This is a genomic window from Providencia vermicola (genome assembly GCF_020381325.1).
In the GTDB taxonomy this organism is placed as follows: Bacteria; Pseudomonadota; Gammaproteobacteria; order Enterobacterales; family Enterobacteriaceae; genus Providencia; species Providencia vermicola.
The window spans coordinates 22,293-38,459 of sequence record NZ_JAGSPI010000010.1; the positions used below are offsets into that span (position 1 = coordinate 22,293).

Annotated in this window: 15 protein-coding genes; 12 read left to right on the top strand and 3 right to left on the bottom strand. The window is 43.6% G+C overall.

The window, feature by feature from the left end; genetic code table 11:
* Positions 1-5: 5 nt before the first annotated feature.
* Positions 6-1,166, bottom strand: a complete 1,161-nt coding sequence (gene metB, locus KDJ85_RS15010) for a cystathionine gamma-synthase (RefSeq protein WP_225820349.1) — start codon at positions 1,164-1,166, stop codon at positions 6-8.
* Positions 1,167-1,481: 315 nt separating this feature from the next.
* Between metB and metJ the strand changes: the two genes are divergently transcribed.
* The 3 genes from metJ (at position 1,482) to KDJ85_RS15025 (ending at position 3,727) form a co-directional block, all read left to right on the top strand.
* Positions 1,482-1,799 carry a met regulon transcriptional regulator MetJ gene (gene metJ / locus KDJ85_RS15015; protein ID WP_004265315.1) on the top strand — a complete coding sequence of 106 codons (318 nt, stop codon included), beginning with the start codon at positions 1,482-1,484 and terminating at the stop codon, positions 1,797-1,799.
* A gap of 211 nt (positions 1,800-2,010) precedes the next feature.
* On the top strand, positions 2,011-2,754 hold the full coding sequence (locus KDJ85_RS15020; RefSeq protein WP_225820350.1) for a hypothetical protein: 744 nt from the start codon (positions 2,011-2,013) through the stop codon (positions 2,752-2,754).
* A 247-nt stretch (positions 2,755-3,001) separates the two neighbouring features.
* Positions 3,002-3,727 carry an outer membrane protein gene (locus KDJ85_RS15025; protein WP_225820351.1) on the top strand — a complete coding sequence of 242 codons (726 nt, stop codon included), beginning with the start codon at positions 3,002-3,004 and terminating at the stop codon, positions 3,725-3,727.
* 88 nt (positions 3,728-3,815) lie between these two features.
* Here KDJ85_RS15025 and rpmE read toward each other — a convergent pair whose 3' ends face one another.
* Positions 3,816-4,031 carry a 50S ribosomal protein L31 gene (rpmE, locus tag KDJ85_RS15030; RefSeq protein ID WP_004265313.1) on the bottom strand — a complete coding sequence of 72 codons (216 nt, stop codon included), beginning with the start codon at positions 4,029-4,031 and terminating at the stop codon, positions 3,816-3,818.
* 217 nt (positions 4,032-4,248) lie between these two features.
* Between rpmE and priA the strand changes: the two genes are divergently transcribed.
* The 7 genes from priA to rraA all read left to right on the top strand — a co-directional run bounded on the left by priA (position 4,249) and on the right by rraA (position 12,506).
* Entirely contained in the window at positions 4,249-6,447 is a 2,199-nt protein-coding gene (gene priA / locus KDJ85_RS15035; protein WP_225820352.1) for a primosomal protein N', read from the top strand.
* A 350-nt stretch (positions 6,448-6,797) separates the two neighbouring features.
* Entirely contained in the window at positions 6,798-7,826 is a 1,029-nt protein-coding gene (cytR, locus tag KDJ85_RS15040; RefSeq protein ID WP_206085974.1) for a DNA-binding transcriptional regulator CytR, read from the top strand.
* A gap of 73 nt (positions 7,827-7,899) precedes the next feature.
* Entirely contained in the window at positions 7,900-8,715 is an 816-nt protein-coding gene (ftsN, locus tag KDJ85_RS15045; protein WP_225820353.1) for a cell division protein FtsN, read from the top strand.
* A 166-nt stretch (positions 8,716-8,881) separates the two neighbouring features.
* Positions 8,882-9,412: an ATP-dependent protease subunit HslV gene (gene hslV / locus KDJ85_RS15050; protein WP_004265304.1), complete on the top strand. Its 531-nt coding sequence runs from the start codon at positions 8,882-8,884 to the stop codon at positions 9,410-9,412.
* An 11-nt stretch (positions 9,413-9,423) separates the two neighbouring features.
* Complete coding sequence (gene hslU, locus KDJ85_RS15055) at positions 9,424-10,758, top strand: HslU--HslV peptidase ATPase subunit (RefSeq protein ID WP_225820354.1); 1,335 nt, start codon at positions 9,424-9,426, stop codon at positions 10,756-10,758.
* A 185-nt stretch (positions 10,759-10,943) separates the two neighbouring features.
* Positions 10,944-11,867, top strand: a complete 924-nt coding sequence (locus tag KDJ85_RS15060) for a 1,4-dihydroxy-2-naphthoate polyprenyltransferase (protein ID WP_225820355.1) — start codon at positions 10,944-10,946, stop codon at positions 11,865-11,867.
* A gap of 120 nt (positions 11,868-11,987) precedes the next feature.
* Positions 11,988-12,506 carry a ribonuclease E activity regulator RraA gene (rraA, locus tag KDJ85_RS15065; protein WP_219245038.1) on the top strand — a complete coding sequence of 173 codons (519 nt, stop codon included), beginning with the start codon at positions 11,988-11,990 and terminating at the stop codon, positions 12,504-12,506.
* 557 nt (positions 12,507-13,063) lie between these two features.
* Here the strand turns inward: rraA and zapB are convergent.
* Positions 13,064-13,303 carry a cell division protein ZapB gene (zapB, locus tag KDJ85_RS15070; RefSeq protein WP_004265299.1) on the bottom strand — a complete coding sequence of 80 codons (240 nt, stop codon included), beginning with the start codon at positions 13,301-13,303 and terminating at the stop codon, positions 13,064-13,066.
* A gap of 305 nt (positions 13,304-13,608) precedes the next feature.
* On the opposite strand from zapB, the gene KDJ85_RS15075 reads away from it, so the two are divergent.
* Positions 13,609-14,469 (top strand): MIP/aquaporin family protein, encoded by an 861-nt coding sequence (locus KDJ85_RS15075; protein WP_225820356.1) that lies wholly within the window; start codon positions 13,609-13,611, stop codon positions 14,467-14,469.
* A gap of 3 nt (positions 14,470-14,472) precedes the next feature.
* On the top strand, positions 14,473-15,999 hold the full coding sequence (glpK, locus tag KDJ85_RS15080; protein ID WP_225820357.1) for a glycerol kinase GlpK: 1,527 nt from the start codon (positions 14,473-14,475) through the stop codon (positions 15,997-15,999).
* Positions 16,000-16,167 lie beyond the last annotated feature (168 nt).

Consider the following 16,167-nt stretch of genomic DNA (forward strand, 5'->3'; position numbering starts at 1 on the left):
CTCCGCTAACGTTGTGCCGCAACCTTAAATGCTTGATCTAAATCTGCAATTAAATCCTGCACATCTTCAATCCCGACTGAAATACGCAATAAACTGTCTGTAATACCTGCCTCAAAGCGCGCCTGTGCTGACATCCCTGCATGGGTCATTGTGGCTGTGTGTGAAATCAATGTTTCGACCCCGCCTAATGATTCCGCTAATGTAAACAGCTTTAGTGCACGCAAGAAATGGCGTAATTGTGGCTCATCACCTGCAAATTCAAAACTTAACATCGCCCCAAACCCTTTTTGTTGTTTGAGTGCAATTTCATGGCCTGGATGATCTTCCAATGCAGGATAATACAATTTTTTGACCAAAGGCTGAGCTTTAAGATATTTTACGATTTCATGCGCATTTTGTTGTTGCTGTAAAATACGCGGGGACAAGGTTCGAATGCCCCTTAACAATAAGTAACTATCAAACGCCCCGCCTGTTACGCCAATATTATTGGCCCACCATGCTAATTCTATTGCCCATTTCTCTTCTTTTGCAATCACAACCCCTGCCACAATATCTGAGTGACCATTAAGATATTTTGTACAAGAGTGCACCACAAAATCGGCACCTAACGAAATTGGTTGCTGAAGTATCGGGCTCAAAAACGTGTTATCCACCACGACCAATGCGCCAACTTCATGGGCTAACTGAGCAATCTGCTGGATATCAAAAATTCTTAATAACGGGTTACTTGGCGTTTCAATAAGGACTAATTTTGGTTTTTTTGCCAACGCCGCTTTTAACGCCGTTTCATCACTTTGGTCAACAAACTGAACTTGATATGCCCCGCGTTCATGCTGACTGTTAAATAAACGGTAACTGCCGCCGTAACAATCATGGGGAGCGACTAATAAATCCCCTGGACGCAAGAGTACAGTACATATTAGGTGCAGCGCCGACATACCACTGTTTGTCATCACTGCTCCGCTACCACCTTCCAGTTGCGCTAATGTTTTTTGCACAATATCACGACCTGGATTACCACGGCGTGAATAATCATGAACCCGAGGCTCATTAAAGTCAGTAAAATTATAGGTACTGGATAAATAAATGGGAGGCACTACGCAACCAAATTGTTGGTCTTCATTTAATCCATTATGAATTGCGATGGTTGACGGCTTGTAAGTCATAAACGCTTCTCCTGAACAGTGATAGACCAAATCATACTCACTGGATGTTTAGACGTCAACATATCTAGACGTCTAAACCTCTTTACGTTTATATCAAGTAATGGAATAATCAGCCTTAATAATTATGTGTTAATTGATAGTCAATCGCATAAGTAGGCTTAGATCGTTAATTTTACGCAATATTTTGTGTTAAACTACATTAAGTCGCGCCTAACATATATGCAGGAATTCTCGATTTAGAGCTTAGAATAAGTTTCTATTAAAAAGAATATGCATATTATTTTTTATTATTACTGAAAATATCCAAGGTATCTCATGGCTGAATGGAATGGTGAATATGTCAGTCCGTATGCTGAACATGGCAAAAAGAGTGAGCAAGTAAAAAAAATTACAGTATCTATTCCGTTAAAGGTACTCAAAATTTTAACTGACGAACGTACTCGCCGTCAGATTAACAACTTACGTCATGCCACTAACAGTGAATTACTGTGTGAAGCATTTTTACATGCGTTCACTGGACAACCACTGCCAAATGATGAAGATCTGCGTAAAGAACGCAATGACGAGATCCCAGAAGCCGCAAAAGAAATTATGCGCGAATTGGGTATTGACCCAGAAACGTGGGAATATTAATTCTTACGAATTGCACTTACGCATTCCAAATACCCGCACTACGCCACTATTTCTGTGGCGTAGTGCCGTTTCCTAGATAAAAAATGGCTAGATTCTTCTGAATTATTTTTAATTCAGAATCCCCCTCAGGCTTTATTCACTCCCACGTTCTACACTTTCGAGTATTAATCCATAGCCATAGCTAATAGCTAAAATCACGAAGGATAGTGCGATGAATAAATATAATCTGGCTTTAATTGGGCTACTAAGCGGTATATTACTGGTCACCGCGGGGTGTGGAAATCGCCCATATGCGGAATTCCAAGACAATAAAGATGTCTCAGCCCCCCAAGCTTCAGCAAAAAAACTTGGGACAAAATGGGGGGAAGATGTCAATTCTGCGGTCACCACCGTTAATGCCACACGCTTAACAGACACGCCTTTTGATACCGCTGCTATCTATTATCGTGGCGAACGAGTTCCGAACCATATTCAAACCATGAGCTATATCGCGTTATCCCCTGTCGAAATTCAGGTGACGGATGAACGTGGCCGTAAAATGCCAATGTACCGTAATAACCAAGGGCAATATATTTTGCCTGCTCAAGAAGGCCAACGTTACCAATTAACCATCAAAAATACCGATAGAAATCGGATTTATGAAGTGGTGACAAGCGTCGATGGCATTGACGTGTTAAATGGCCGTGCAGGTTCTTATCAAAATAGTGGATATTTAATTCGCCCTAGAAGTGAAGTAACGATTGAAGGCTTCCGTAAAAGCCAAGACCACGTCGCCGCATTCCGTTTTGCCGCCCCGCAAGAGTCCTATGTGAATCAAAATGCCCAAGGCGATGAACGAAATATTGGTGTTATTGGTTTTGCTCTTTTTGAAGTCCGTGAAGAATTACCTGATTGTGAAGCCAATCCGTTCCCAGCAGATACGCAATACGCACCCGCTCCGTGCCGTAAGCGGTAAATAACCAAAGAGGAAAAAGCGCATACCACAGTTGCGCTTTTTCCTTTCATGACACATAAACTTGCCAGACAAAATTTACAATTGTTAGTTTTTCTTATGTTTTAATTCTAAACGCATGACATTTTTTCATGCGAATTGGCAACTTCTGTCGTTTATATAGATATCGATAATTTACCTTAATCTATAGTTTTATTTTAACATATAATAAATACCAATTATTAATAAAACAACAGGATGGTATTTCACCATGAAAAAAATAATTGTCGTGTCTCTTCTGGGTTTAATTCCAAGTATGGCGATGGCGTCTGGCAGTGGTTTTTATGTTTCTGGTAAGATGGGAACCTCCATCATCAAACTGTCTGACCAAAAATGGTCCGATGAAGATGGCAGCATTGGCGGAGGCAGTAAAACCAAAGGCGTATTTGGCGGCGGTATCGCATTAGGTTATGACCTGTACGATACAACGTCTTTGCCTATCCGTACTGAATTAGATATTACCCTGCGTGGTAAAGCCTCATCTAAGTATAATTTGAGCACTGTACAGGGTGACAATGGTAATGGCAGTACTTTTACTTCTCGCGAAGACGGTAAAAATGACATTACATTAAATACCTTTATGATTAATGCTTACTACGACTTCAACAACCAAACCAATTTCACCCCATATGTATCTGTAGGTTTAGGTTTAGCAAGCATTAAGCATAAGGCTCAATTTATTTCCTCTGAAGTCAATTCAGGGGGAGGCAGCGAATATGATGCCTACTCGAAATCAAAAACCAACAGTAATTTTGCTTGGAGTTTAGGTGTAGGTTCCCAATATGCGATTAACGACAACCTTTCATTGGACTTAAGCTATCGCTTCTTAGATGCAGGAAAATCTGACGTTAGTTATAACGATGATGGCGATACGCTCAAATCTAAAGTAAAAGTCCGTAGTAATGATGTCATGTTCGGCGTGCTTTACCGTTTCTAATTTATTCGGTTAAAAACAAGAAACACCTATTTTAGGCATTAAAAAAGGGAAACTGAGTTTCCCTTTTTTTCGCATTTCACAAGTTCGATTATTTTTTAGAACCTGGGATGCTGAAACGTTGGTTGAAGCGATCAACACGACCACCAGTCGCAACATCACGCTGTTTACCAGTATAGAACGGGTGGCAGTTACCACAAACGTCCAGGTTCAGCGAATGACCAGCAGTTGAATTAATTTTCATTACATTACCGCAAGAACAAGTTGCAGTAACTTCTTCGTATTTAGGGTGAATACCTTTTTTCATGGGAGAACCTCTATTAAGGCCGTGTCGCCATTCCAGCCCTAACGCCGGACACCACACGTCGTGTTGATTGAATTTACGTATTGGTAAAATTAAGTACCAAAGGCGGCGGATCATACAGAAATTCTGTTTATCACGCAATGAAAACCGAGTAAATTTTGTGATACTCTAGTGAAATCTTATTGTTATCATCGTATAAAAAATAGACGGAAACTCAGTTATGATCGTCGTTCAGGTGGCTTTACCTGTTCCTTTAAACCGCACTTTTGATTATCGATTGCCAGATAACATGCCACTTCCTGTTGTGGGGAGTCGTGTGATGGTGCCATTTGGTAAGCGCCAAGCCCTTGGTATTGTGGTCAAACACAGTGATAAAAGCGAGTTTACAGAAGACCAGCTAAAAACCATCGAACTGGTTCTCGACACACAAACACTGTTTCCTGATGATGTATGGCAGCTCTTACTGTGGTCTTCTCAATATTACCACTATCCAATAGGCGAGGTGCTCTTTCATGCCTTACCGACCTTACTGCGCCAAGGAAAAGCTGCTGAATTTACGCCAATCTGGCAATGGCAGGCGACTGAAGCTGGGCTCTCTGCCGACCTCAATGAATTTAAGCGATCGCCCAAACAGCAACAAGCGTTAGCACTCCTCAAACGCCGCGCAGTTTATCGCCATCAAGTCAGTGAGCTTGAAATCAGTGAGAGCGCACTGCAATCTCTTAAAAAGAAAGAGTATATCGAACTGCATCCTGTACAACCGAGCGCCGAAAAATGGCAACCCACTTTTGAAGTGTGCGGTGAAAGGTTACGTCTTAATAGTGAACAAGCCACTGCAGTTGGGGCGATCCGCGCTCAAGACGATGAGTTTTCACCTTGGCTACTGGCGGGGATCACGGGCTCAGGGAAAACAGAGGTCTATTTAAGCGTGCTAGAAAATGTGCTGGCACAAGGAAAACAGGCGCTCGTTCTGGTGCCTGAAATTGGTTTAACGCCACAAACCATTAACCGCTTTCGTGAACGGTTTAAAGCCCCTGTGGATGTGTTGCACTCCGCACTTAATGATAGCGAACGCTTAGCCGTTTGGTTACGCGCTAAATTAGGCCAAACCGCCATTATCATTGGCACGCGTTCTGCCCTTTTTACACCATTTGCCAAGCTTGGCATTATTATTATCGATGAAGAACACGACAGTTCGTACAAACAGCAAGATGGCTGGCGCTATCACGCACGGGATTTGGCCGTTTTTCGAGCGAAAAAAAATAACATCCCAATAGTGATGGGCACTGCAACCCCTTCACTTGAAACCTTGCTCAATGTGAAGCAACAAAAATACCGCCAACTAAATCTGACTATCCGCGCAGGAAATGCACGCCCTGCTACACAGCATTTAATTGATTTAAAAGGCCAACCATTAAAATTTGGTCTTTCACATTTGCTTATTCAGCACATCAAAGAACATCTGGCACAAAATAATCAGGTGATTTTGTTTTTAAATCGCCGTGGTTACTCCCCTGCACTGATTTGCCATGAATGTGGTTGGATTGCTGAGTGCCAACGCTGCGACCACTACTATACGTTGCACCAAAACTTCCACCAGTTACGCTGCCACCACTGTGATAGCCAGCGCCCCGTTCCTCGCCAATGCCCACAATGTGGCTCAACCCACTTGGTTCCCGTTGGCATGGGAACGGAACAGCTAGAAGAAGGGATATCCGAGTTGTTCCCTGACACCCCTGTCACACGTATTGACCGCGATACAACCAGCCGCAAAGGGGAACTTGAGCAACACTTGAACCAAGTCCACGAGGGCGGAGCTCGCATTTTAATTGGTACGCAAATGTTAGCCAAAGGCCATCATTTTCCCGATGTTACGCTAGTCGCATTACTGGATGTCGATGGAGCCCTCTTTTCCAGTGATTTTCGCGCCGCAGAGCGTTTTGCTCAGCTGTATGTACAAGTTTCAGGTCGTGCGGGTCGTGCGGGTAAACAAGGGGAAGTGCTTTTACAAACTCACCACCCTGAACACCCTTTGCTATTAACCTTATTGGAAAGCGGCTATAACGCATTTACGCAAGAAGCAATGGAAGAACGCCGTATAGCAATGCTTCCTCCTTATACCAACCATATTTTGATCCGCTCAGAAGATCATAATAACCAAGACTCACGGCAGTTCTTACAGAATGTCCGTCAGTACATCACAGAGCACCCACAAAGCGATGCCAAGCTATGGATTTTAGGGCCATCTCCATCGATTCAAGCAAAACGTGGCGGTCGTTTCCGCTGGCAACTGCTATTACAGCACCCTTCTCGCCCTTATTTACAACAATTTATGGCGCAGTTACTTCCTGAAATTCTCAAGCAGCCAGAAAGTCGCAAAGTAAAATGGAATGTGGATGTCGACCCAACAGATGGCTAAAGTATGACCGAAATTTAAAGGGGGCTTTATTTTACGCTGATTATTCTATCAGTCGTTTTTCGTCTTTTGGCTTCAGTTTATTGATATTATGAGCTATCTGCATTTTTTGCATAAATATCATTTTTTGTGTGAATTTCGAACAAATTGAATTTCACCTATCTTTTCGCATCCTAAATTATTTTTGAAATTTGCGAAGCAGCTCTAAAAAATGACGCATGTCACACTTTTTATGCAAACTAGGTAACAGATATTATTGAGAATCCAATTAGAATAACTTCTAATCATAAATAATGACGTGCTTGCGCCATTCAAAAAAAAGCAAACGATTAAATCAATCTAAGGAAGGCGTTGTGGAAAGTAAAAAACACAATAACACAGCAACAATGAAAGATGTTGCTAGTGCCGCGGGCGTTTCGACAGCGACTGTCTCCAGAACATTAATGAACCCTGAAAAGGTCTCCTTACAGACCCGCCAAAAAGTCGAACAAGCGGTTATGGATGTTGGCTACTATCCTCATAACTTAGCAAGAAGCTATAAACGCAATGAATCAAAAACCATTTTGGTGTTAGTTCCCAATATTCGTGACCCGTTTTTTAGTGACGTGGTCTGCGGCATTGAAGAAATTGCCGCACAAGAAGGCTATTTTGTGCTAATTGGTGACTGCAAACACCAAGAAAAACAGGAAAATGCCTTTATTAATCTAATAATCACCAAACAAATCGATGGCATGGTGTTATTAGGCTCAAATATCCCGTTCGATATTTCGACTGAAGAACAAAAAAACTTACCCCCCATTGTGATGGCGAATGAATTCGCCCCTGAATTAAAACTACCCACTGTACACATTGACAACTTAACAGCAGCATTTAATGCCACCCATTACCTTCAAAAACAAGGCCACAAGCTGATTGCGTGTATTGCAGGGCCATCGCATATGCCACTTAGCCAGTATCGTTTAGAAGGCTACAAAAAAGCGATGTTGAGAACAGGGGAAAAATTGCGTGATGACTATATTATTCGTGGCGATTTTACACATGAGGGTGGCGCTGAAGCTGTGAAAACACTGTTATCTCTCCCTGAACCACCAACTGCGATTTTTTGCCACAGTGACATCATGGCTATTGGCGCAATGTGGCAAGCCAAAAAAATGGGGTTAACTCTGCCAGATGATTTATCTTTTGTTGGATTTGATAATTTAGAGCAAGCAAAATATACCTTACCTGCGTTAACAACAATTAACCAACCTCGCGCGGAAATTGGTCATCATGCAATGCAATTGCTACTTGAACAAATCCATGGCAACAACGTTACACCAGGTTCACGTCTCCTAGATTCTGATTTAATCATCAGAGAGAGCACAAAAGCGCCTAAAAGCTAGTCAAAATTGTTCAGGTTAAGTAACATGTTAATCCAGATGATGACTAACGATTGATAACTAGTGAATTAATAGCGTGGCACAAAAAGATTATGTAGCTCGTGGGCGGTCATCCGCCCGTAAAAAAGGTAAAGGGAAATCAAAAAAAGCACAAGGTCTACCAATGACCACCTTGGTTGTTGCGGTGGCAATTGTTGTGCTATTTGTTGGTGGCCTGTTTTATATCACCCACAACAAAAAGGATGCACCGCAGCCGCAAGTTGCTACACCTTCAGCGCCTGCAGGCAGTACGCTTCCTCCCAAACCTGAAGAGCGCTGGCGCTATATTAAAGAATTAGAACGCCGTGGCGTTGATTTGCCAAATACCCAGCAACCTAGCTCGGGTAATAATATTCTGCGCCCTTCAGACTTAACTCCTGAACAACGCCAATTATTAGAGCAAATGGATTCAGATAGACGCCAACCTGTCACGAATTTGCAAGAAGTGCCGTCCAACGGCAAACCTGTTCCTCGTTCTCAAGTGATTATCAATGAGCCCGCTCAACCTATTGAGCCTGTTCAACGTAAACCCGTGGTGAATACTGAGCCAAAACCAGAAACTCGCCCTACTGCGCCAATTGCCCCTGTACAACCTGCAACACCTGCGGAGCCAAAGCCCGCAAATAGTATGCAAAACATGTTGGTACAATGTGGCTCATTCCGCACCGCTGACCAAGCGGAGTCTGTTCGCGCCACTTTAGCTTTTGCTGGGATTGAAAGCCGCGTGACTGCAGGTGGTGGCTGGCATCGAATTGTTTTGGGCCCTTATTCCAAGTCAACCGCAGAGAAAATGCGTGACCGCGCAGCAGGTGTTGGCGTTTCAGGTTGTATTCTTCGTGCATCAGGGGGTTGAAAAACCCCATCCCCCACCCCATCTACTGTTTTAACGCACTCATGAGCGGTTGTTTTTATCTTTAACCTAATCCAAGTGATAGCTAATCAACAACTATCACTTGGGTTTGAACTCTTGAAAATAAAACTCAACTGCATTTTTTTGTAATAAAACCAGGGGCTAACTCATGACAACAATCGTAAGTGTTCGCCGTAATGGCCAGGTCGTAATTGGTGGTGATGGACAGGCGACGATGGGTAATACCGTCATGAAAGGCAATGTCCGCAAAGTTCGCCGTCTCTATAATGACAAAGTCATTGCCGGATTTGCCGGTGGCACCGCAGACGCATTCACGCTTTTTGAATTGTTCGAACGCAAACTCGAACTGCACCAAGGCCATTTAACCAAAGCGGCCGTAGAACTCGCTAAAGATTGGCGTACAGACCGTATGCTGCGCAAACTAGAAGCACTGCTTGCCGTAGCGGATGAACATACCTCCCTCATCATCACGGGTAATGGTGATGTCGTTCAGCCAGAAAATGATTTAATCGCTATCGGCTCTGGTGGCCCATATGCGCAATCTGCTGCACGCGCACTATTAGAAAATACAGATTTAAGTGCAAAAGAAATTGCTGAAAAAGCACTCGCCATTGCAGGCGATATCTGTATTTACACCAACCATAATGTCAACTTTGAAGAAATTTCTTCAAAATCATAAGGATTGTTAGCATGTCCGAAATGACTCCACGCGAAATTGTCAGCGAACTCGACAATCATATTATTGGCCAAAATAAAGCCAAACGTTCTGTTGCCATTGCCTTGCGTAATCGCTGGCGCCGTATGCAGTTAAACGAAGTGTTACGCCATGAAGTCACGCCTAAAAATATTTTGATGATTGGCCCAACAGGGGTAGGTAAAACTGAAATTGCCCGCCGCCTAGCTAAATTAGCCAACGCGCCATTTATTAAAGTTGAAGCCACCAAATTTACTGAAGTGGGTTATGTGGGTAAAGAAGTCGACTCAATCATTCGTGATTTAACTGACTCCGCAGTAAAAATGGTGCGTTTGCAATCTATTGAGAAAAACCGCTACCGTGCGGAAGAAATGGCAGAAGAACGTATTCTGGATGTGTTGATCCCACCAGCGAAAAATAACTGGGGACAAGCGGAGCCTGCAGATGAGCATTCGCCAGCACGCCAAACTTTCCGTAAAAAATTACGTGAAGGCCAGTTAGACGATAAAGAAATTGAGATTGAAGTCGCTGCGTCACCGATGGGTGTTGAGATTATGGCACCTCCAGGTATGGAAGAGATGACCAACCAGCTGCAATCGATGTTCCAAAATCTCGCAGGGCAGAAACAAAAACCGCGCAAGATGAAAATCAAAGAAGCGTTCAAGTTGTTGGTGGAAGAAGAAGCCGCTAAGTTAGTTAACCCTGAAGAGTTAAAAGAACAAGCCATCGAAGCTGTTGAGCAAAACGGTATTGTGTTTATCGATGAGTTTGACAAAATCTGTAAACGCGGTGGGCAAAGTTCAGGTCCAGATGTCTCTCGTGAAGGGGTACAACGTGACTTACTACCACTCATCGAGGGTTGTACCATTTCGACTAAACACGGTATGGTAAAAACCGACCATATCCTGTTTATCGCCTCAGGTGCCTTCCAAGTCTCTAGCCCATCAGATTTAATTCCTGAATTACAAGGCCGTTTGCCAATTCGCGTTGAATTACAAGCACTGACCACAGAAGATTTCGTGCGGATATTAACGGAGCCAAACGCCTCTTTAACGGAACAATATAAAGCACTGATGGCCACTGAAGGGGTAAATATTGAGTTCACTGCTGACGGTATTCGTAAGATTGCTGAGTCTGCATGGCAGGTCAATGAGTCTACCGAAAACATTGGTGCACGCCGCCTGCACACGGTGCTTGAACGTTTAATGGAAGACATCTCTTTTGATGCGAGCGACCGTAATGGCCAAACTATCCAAATTGATGCGCAATACGTGAAACAGCACTTAGATGAGCTGGTTGCGGACGAAGACTTGAGTAGATTTATTTTATAATCTTATTAATTATCAGGTTTTCATGTATCCTTAATATACATCGACTAAAGTGCAGCTTTTATCGCTGCACTTTTTCTATGAAATATTCAGCCCATTGCATTGAATATACTCAGGTATTTCTTCATGCGGTGGGTTATTACATTTTTAAGAACGTATCTCAAAGAGTTTGAATTATAGGTAACTGCATGCAGCCGACATCCACAACAATAAGTCGTAAACAAGCTTGGATTGAAAGTCTTCGCCCTAAAACCCTGCCTCTTGGGGTTATCGCCATTGTCACTGGCTCTGCACTCACCTATCTGACAGGTAATTTCAAATGGCCAGTCGCCTTGCTTGCGCTGATCACAGCTGGCTTACTCCAGATTTTATCAAACCTTGCGAATGATTACGGCGATGCCGTAAAAGGGTCAGATACTGCTGAACGCATTGGGCCACTGCGCGGAATGCAAAAAGGGGTGATTACCCAAGCGGATATGAAAAAAGCGCTGAAACTCAATATTACCGCAGCCTGTCTATCAGGGTTATTACTGATTATCGTCGCCTGCGAAAAGCCTGAAGATGCCTTTGGCTTTCTTGCGCTAGGCCTCGTGGCGATTGTGGCCGCGATTACCTATACCGTGGGCAAAAAACCCTATGGTTATCTGGGGTTAGGTGATATCTCTGTCTTAATTTTCTTTGGTTGGCTAAGTGTGATTGGCACCTACTATTTGCAAGCGAATACATTCAACATCATCACCGTCTTACCTGCTACCGCATGTGGGCTACTTTCTGTCGCCGTATTAAATATCAATAATATGCGTGATATTGAAAACGACATCAAAGCAGGGAAAAATACCTTAGCGGTTCGTTTAGGGCCACAAGGTGCACGTATTTACCATGCCATTATCATTATTGTGGCTATTTTGTGTTTAGTGCTGTTCAAGTTGATTTACTTATCAGGCTGGAGTGGTTGGTTATTCTTATTCGCAGTTCCCATACTGCTCAATCACCTTCGCCGTGTCCTGACCGACCCCACCCCCGAAGGGATGCGCCCGCTTCTTGAGAACATGGTTAAAGCCGCCCTTGTGACGAACGTATTATTCGCGGTTGGCGTGGTAATGAGTAAATAACCTGCGTTATTTGACCGTTTTTTGACTTTTTCCGCCTATTTTTAGGCGGGGAATTTTGCCAAGTACAGATCAAAAGGGATATACTGGCATTCTCTTGCAGCAAAAAAAGACCTAAATCCTATGAAATATGATACTTCCGAACTCTGCGATATATACCAAGAAAGCGTTAACGTGGTAGAACCTCTTTTCTCCAACTTTGGTGGACGTACTTCATTTGGCGGTCAAATCATTACAGTGAAGTGCTTTGAAGATAACGGCCTCCTGTATGATTTGCTGGAAGAAGAAGGCGCTGGCCGTATTCTGCTCGTTGATGGTGGCGGTTCTGTCCGTAAAGCGCTAATCGATGCCGAAGTGGCAAGGCTAGCCGTTGATAACCACTGGGAAGGCATTGTGGTTTACGGTGCCGTGCGACAAGTTGATGCCTTGATGGAACTTGACCTTGGGATTCAAGCTATCGCTGCGATGCCTGCGGGCTGCCCTGATGAAGGTATCGGCGAAAGCGATATCCGCGTTAATTTTGGCGGTGTTACGTTCTTCTCGGGTGATTATCTGTATGCGGATAATACTGGCATGATTTTGTCTGAAGAACCGCTCAGCACCAGTAATGATGATGAATTTAACGACGTTATCGACGAATAATCTTCACAAATACAAAATTCGATAAATAAGGGCAATCGCCCTTATTTTTTTGCCTGTAAAAAGACGCTCGTTTATTTTTACAGAGAATGCAACGATGACTGAATTCGAAAGTTGCTATAAATCTAAAAAAAAGCCACCTCTGAAGTGACCTCATTTGCATACTGGATTTTCTTTTGGTGTTTATCGTTCGAGAAAAACCCATATTTCCTCTAAATCGTTCGCTTCGTAGGTAGGCGGTAAACGACGCTAACCCAAGGAGCATACATAAGTATGTGACTTGGGTAGCACAGTGCAACCAACACCCCTACGAACCGAAATATGACGAGGAAACAGGTAGGCGGCAAGTGAAGGATATCCCGATGAGCATACACAAGTATGTGATTCGGGTATCCAAACGAAGCCAGCGCTCTACAACGTGAGGTATAACAAACATTTCTCTAAATAATTCGTGTTGTAGGTAGGCGGCAAGTCGATAAGACCCTAGGAGCATACATAAGTATGTGACTAGGGCGAAGAGACGAAGCCAACACCCCTACAACGCGAAGTATGACGAGAAATTACACTTCTTCCATCTTACCTAACAGAGTCCGTAAACGCTCCTGCCAAGCTTGCTGTTCTTGCTTCAATTGTTCATTTTCACGCACGAGTGAATCGGTCCCTGATTTTGCAGTTTCTAATTCTTGGCTTAATGCACCGTTTTTATCTTTTAATTCGTCGATTTCCATTTGTAACAGGGTAATTGTATCAATCGCTTGTTGAACTTTGGATTCGAGCTTCTCAAATACTTCAAATGACATGTTTCTGGTCTCCCTTATCAGCTTTTACACGATTGTAAGTAGCATGATCCTCTGTGTCCAGCTCCTTCCATCTGAATCAGTACATTGTGATGATAAAAACACTGGTCTGATCACATAGCAAAGGTCGATTACGTCACTATTTTTGTTTGTTTTTGTTCGCTTTAGTGATGTAACACACATTTTTCAATTTCGATATTTCTCGTTTATGTTCTTTAACGATAAATTTACAGATAAGGGTTTTCCATTAGAAAATCTTAACTTAAAAAAACATTACAATAATTTTCATTTTCGTAGGATAGAAACATATGAGCCAAATGACCTCAACATCACTCACTGGTCAGTGCATCTCGGAGTTTTTAGGGACTGCGCTACTTGTATTCTTTGGTTTAGGTAGTGTTGCCGCCGTCAGAATCGCAGGGGCGCAACTTGGCCTCTGGGAAATTAGTGTTATCTGGGGATTCGGCGTCGCTTTAGCCGTTTATCTCACAGCAGGTATCTCAGGCGCTCACCTTAACCCCGCAGTTACCCTCGCTCTGTGGCTGTTTGCATGCTTTGATAAGCGCAAAGTTGTACCGTATATCATTGCGCAAATGTTAGGTGGCTTTTGTGCCGCTGCACTCGTTTACGCCATGTATTCCCCTGTTTTTTTCGATTACGAACAAGTTCACCATATTATCCGCGGCACACAAGAAAGCTTATTTACTGCCGGGGTGTTCTCAACCTATCCCGCTCCGCAAATTAGTGTCTTCCATGCATTCTTTATTGAAGTCGTCATCGCTGCCATCCTCGTTTGCTTAATCTTAGGCTTAACTGATGATGGCAACGGTGTTCCGCGCGGCCCTCTCGCCCCCCTATTAATTGGTATCTTAATTGCGGTTATCGGCGGTTCATTTGGTCCACTGACAGGCTTTGCCCTCAACCCAGCACGTGATTTTGGCCCTAAAGTTGTCGCTTATCTCGCTGGATGGGGTGACATTGCCTTCACGGGTGGTCGAGACATTCCCTATTTCCTTGTCCCATTGACAGCACCGATTGTCGGTGGTCTGCTAGGGGCATTCGGTTATCGCAAATTAATCGGTCGCCACTTGCCTTGCATGGTATGTGAAGAAGAGACCAAAGCAGAAAAATTATCCGTCAAAAACCCAAAATCCTCGGAACAGGCTTAAATTATGACAACTGAAACCACCATTGAAAAAAAATATATCGTTGCACTTGATCAAGGCACAACCAGTTCTCGAGCTGTCGTACTCGACCACGATGCGAATATTGTGAGCATTTCACAACGTGAATTCACTCAGGTTTACCCTAAGCCTGGCTGGGTAGAGCACGACCCAATGGAAATTTGGGCATCACAAAGTTCCACACTGGTCGAAGTATTAGCCAAAGCAGATATTCGTACCGATGAAGTCGCAGGGATTGGTATCACCAACCAACGTGAAACAACCATTGTCTGGGAAAAAGAGACAGGTAAACCCATTTATAATGCGATTGTGTGGCAATGCCGCCGTACCGCTGATTTCTGTACTCATCTCAAGCAAAATGAAAAAGATCTAGAAGAGTATATTCGCCAAAATACAGGCCTTGTGGTTGACCCTTATTTTTCAGGAACAAAAGTTAAGTGGATTTTAGATAACGTCGAAGGTGCTCGCGAACGTGCTGAAAAAGGGGAATTGCTATTTGGTACCGTCGATACCTGGCTGGTCTGGAAAATGACCCAAGGCCGCGTACATGTGACTGATTATACCAATGCATCTCGTACCATGTTGTTTAATATTCGTAATTTAGAGTGGGATGACAAAATTCTTAAAGCATTGAATATCCCACGTGCCATGTTACCTGAGGTTCGCCCTTCTTCTGAAGTATATGGTCAAACCAACATTGGGGGTAAAGGTGGTACGCGTATTCCTATTTCGGGCATGGCAGGTGACCAACAAGCGGCACTGTACGGTCAGCTGTGCGTAAAACCAGGCATGGCCAAAAACACCTATGGAACAGGTTGCTTCTTACTGTTAAATACAGGGGAAACCGCCGTTCGTTCTAACCATGGGCTGTTAACCACCATTGCTTGCGGGCCAAGAGGGGAAGTGAATTATGCTCTCGAAGGCGCGGTGTTCGTTGGTGGTGCATCCATTCAATGGCTGCGTGATGAATTAAAACTGATTGATGAATCCACAGACTCTGAATATTTCGCCACCAAAGTGAAAGACAGTAATGGCGTGTATGTAGTGCCTGCTTTCACTGGTTTAGGGGCTCCCTACTGGGACCCATACGCACGTGGCGCGATTTTTGGATTGACGCGCGGTGCGAACCGTAACCACATCATCCGCGCAACGTTAGAATCTATCGCTTACCAAACCCGTGATGTGCTCGATGCGATGCAAGCCGATTCTGGCGAACGCCTAAAAGCACTGCGTGTTGATGGCGGTGCAGTGGCAAACAACTTCTTAATGCAGTTTCAATCTGACATCCTAGGCACGCCTGTTGAACGCCCTGAAGTGCGTGAAAGTACCGCACTGGGTGCGGCTTACCTTGCAGGTTTAGCAGTTGGTTTCTGGAATAACCTTGATGAACTGCAAAGCAAAGCCACTATTGAGCGCGTCTTTAAACCAGGCATTGAAACCACTGAGCGTAATTTCAAATACGAAGGCTGGAAAAAAGCGGTTGCGCGTGCACAAGAGTGGGAAGATAAAGCGTAGGCATTAACTTCAAACTGATCTCGTTGTCACAAAGGTGGTACTTCGGTGCCGCCTTTTTTATTTTTATAAAATCAATTCGCTAATAAATAGAATGGCAATAATCAGACTAATAATAAATTAGAAAGACACTATTTTCTTGTTTAAAATCGCTGCTTCATATGTACATAA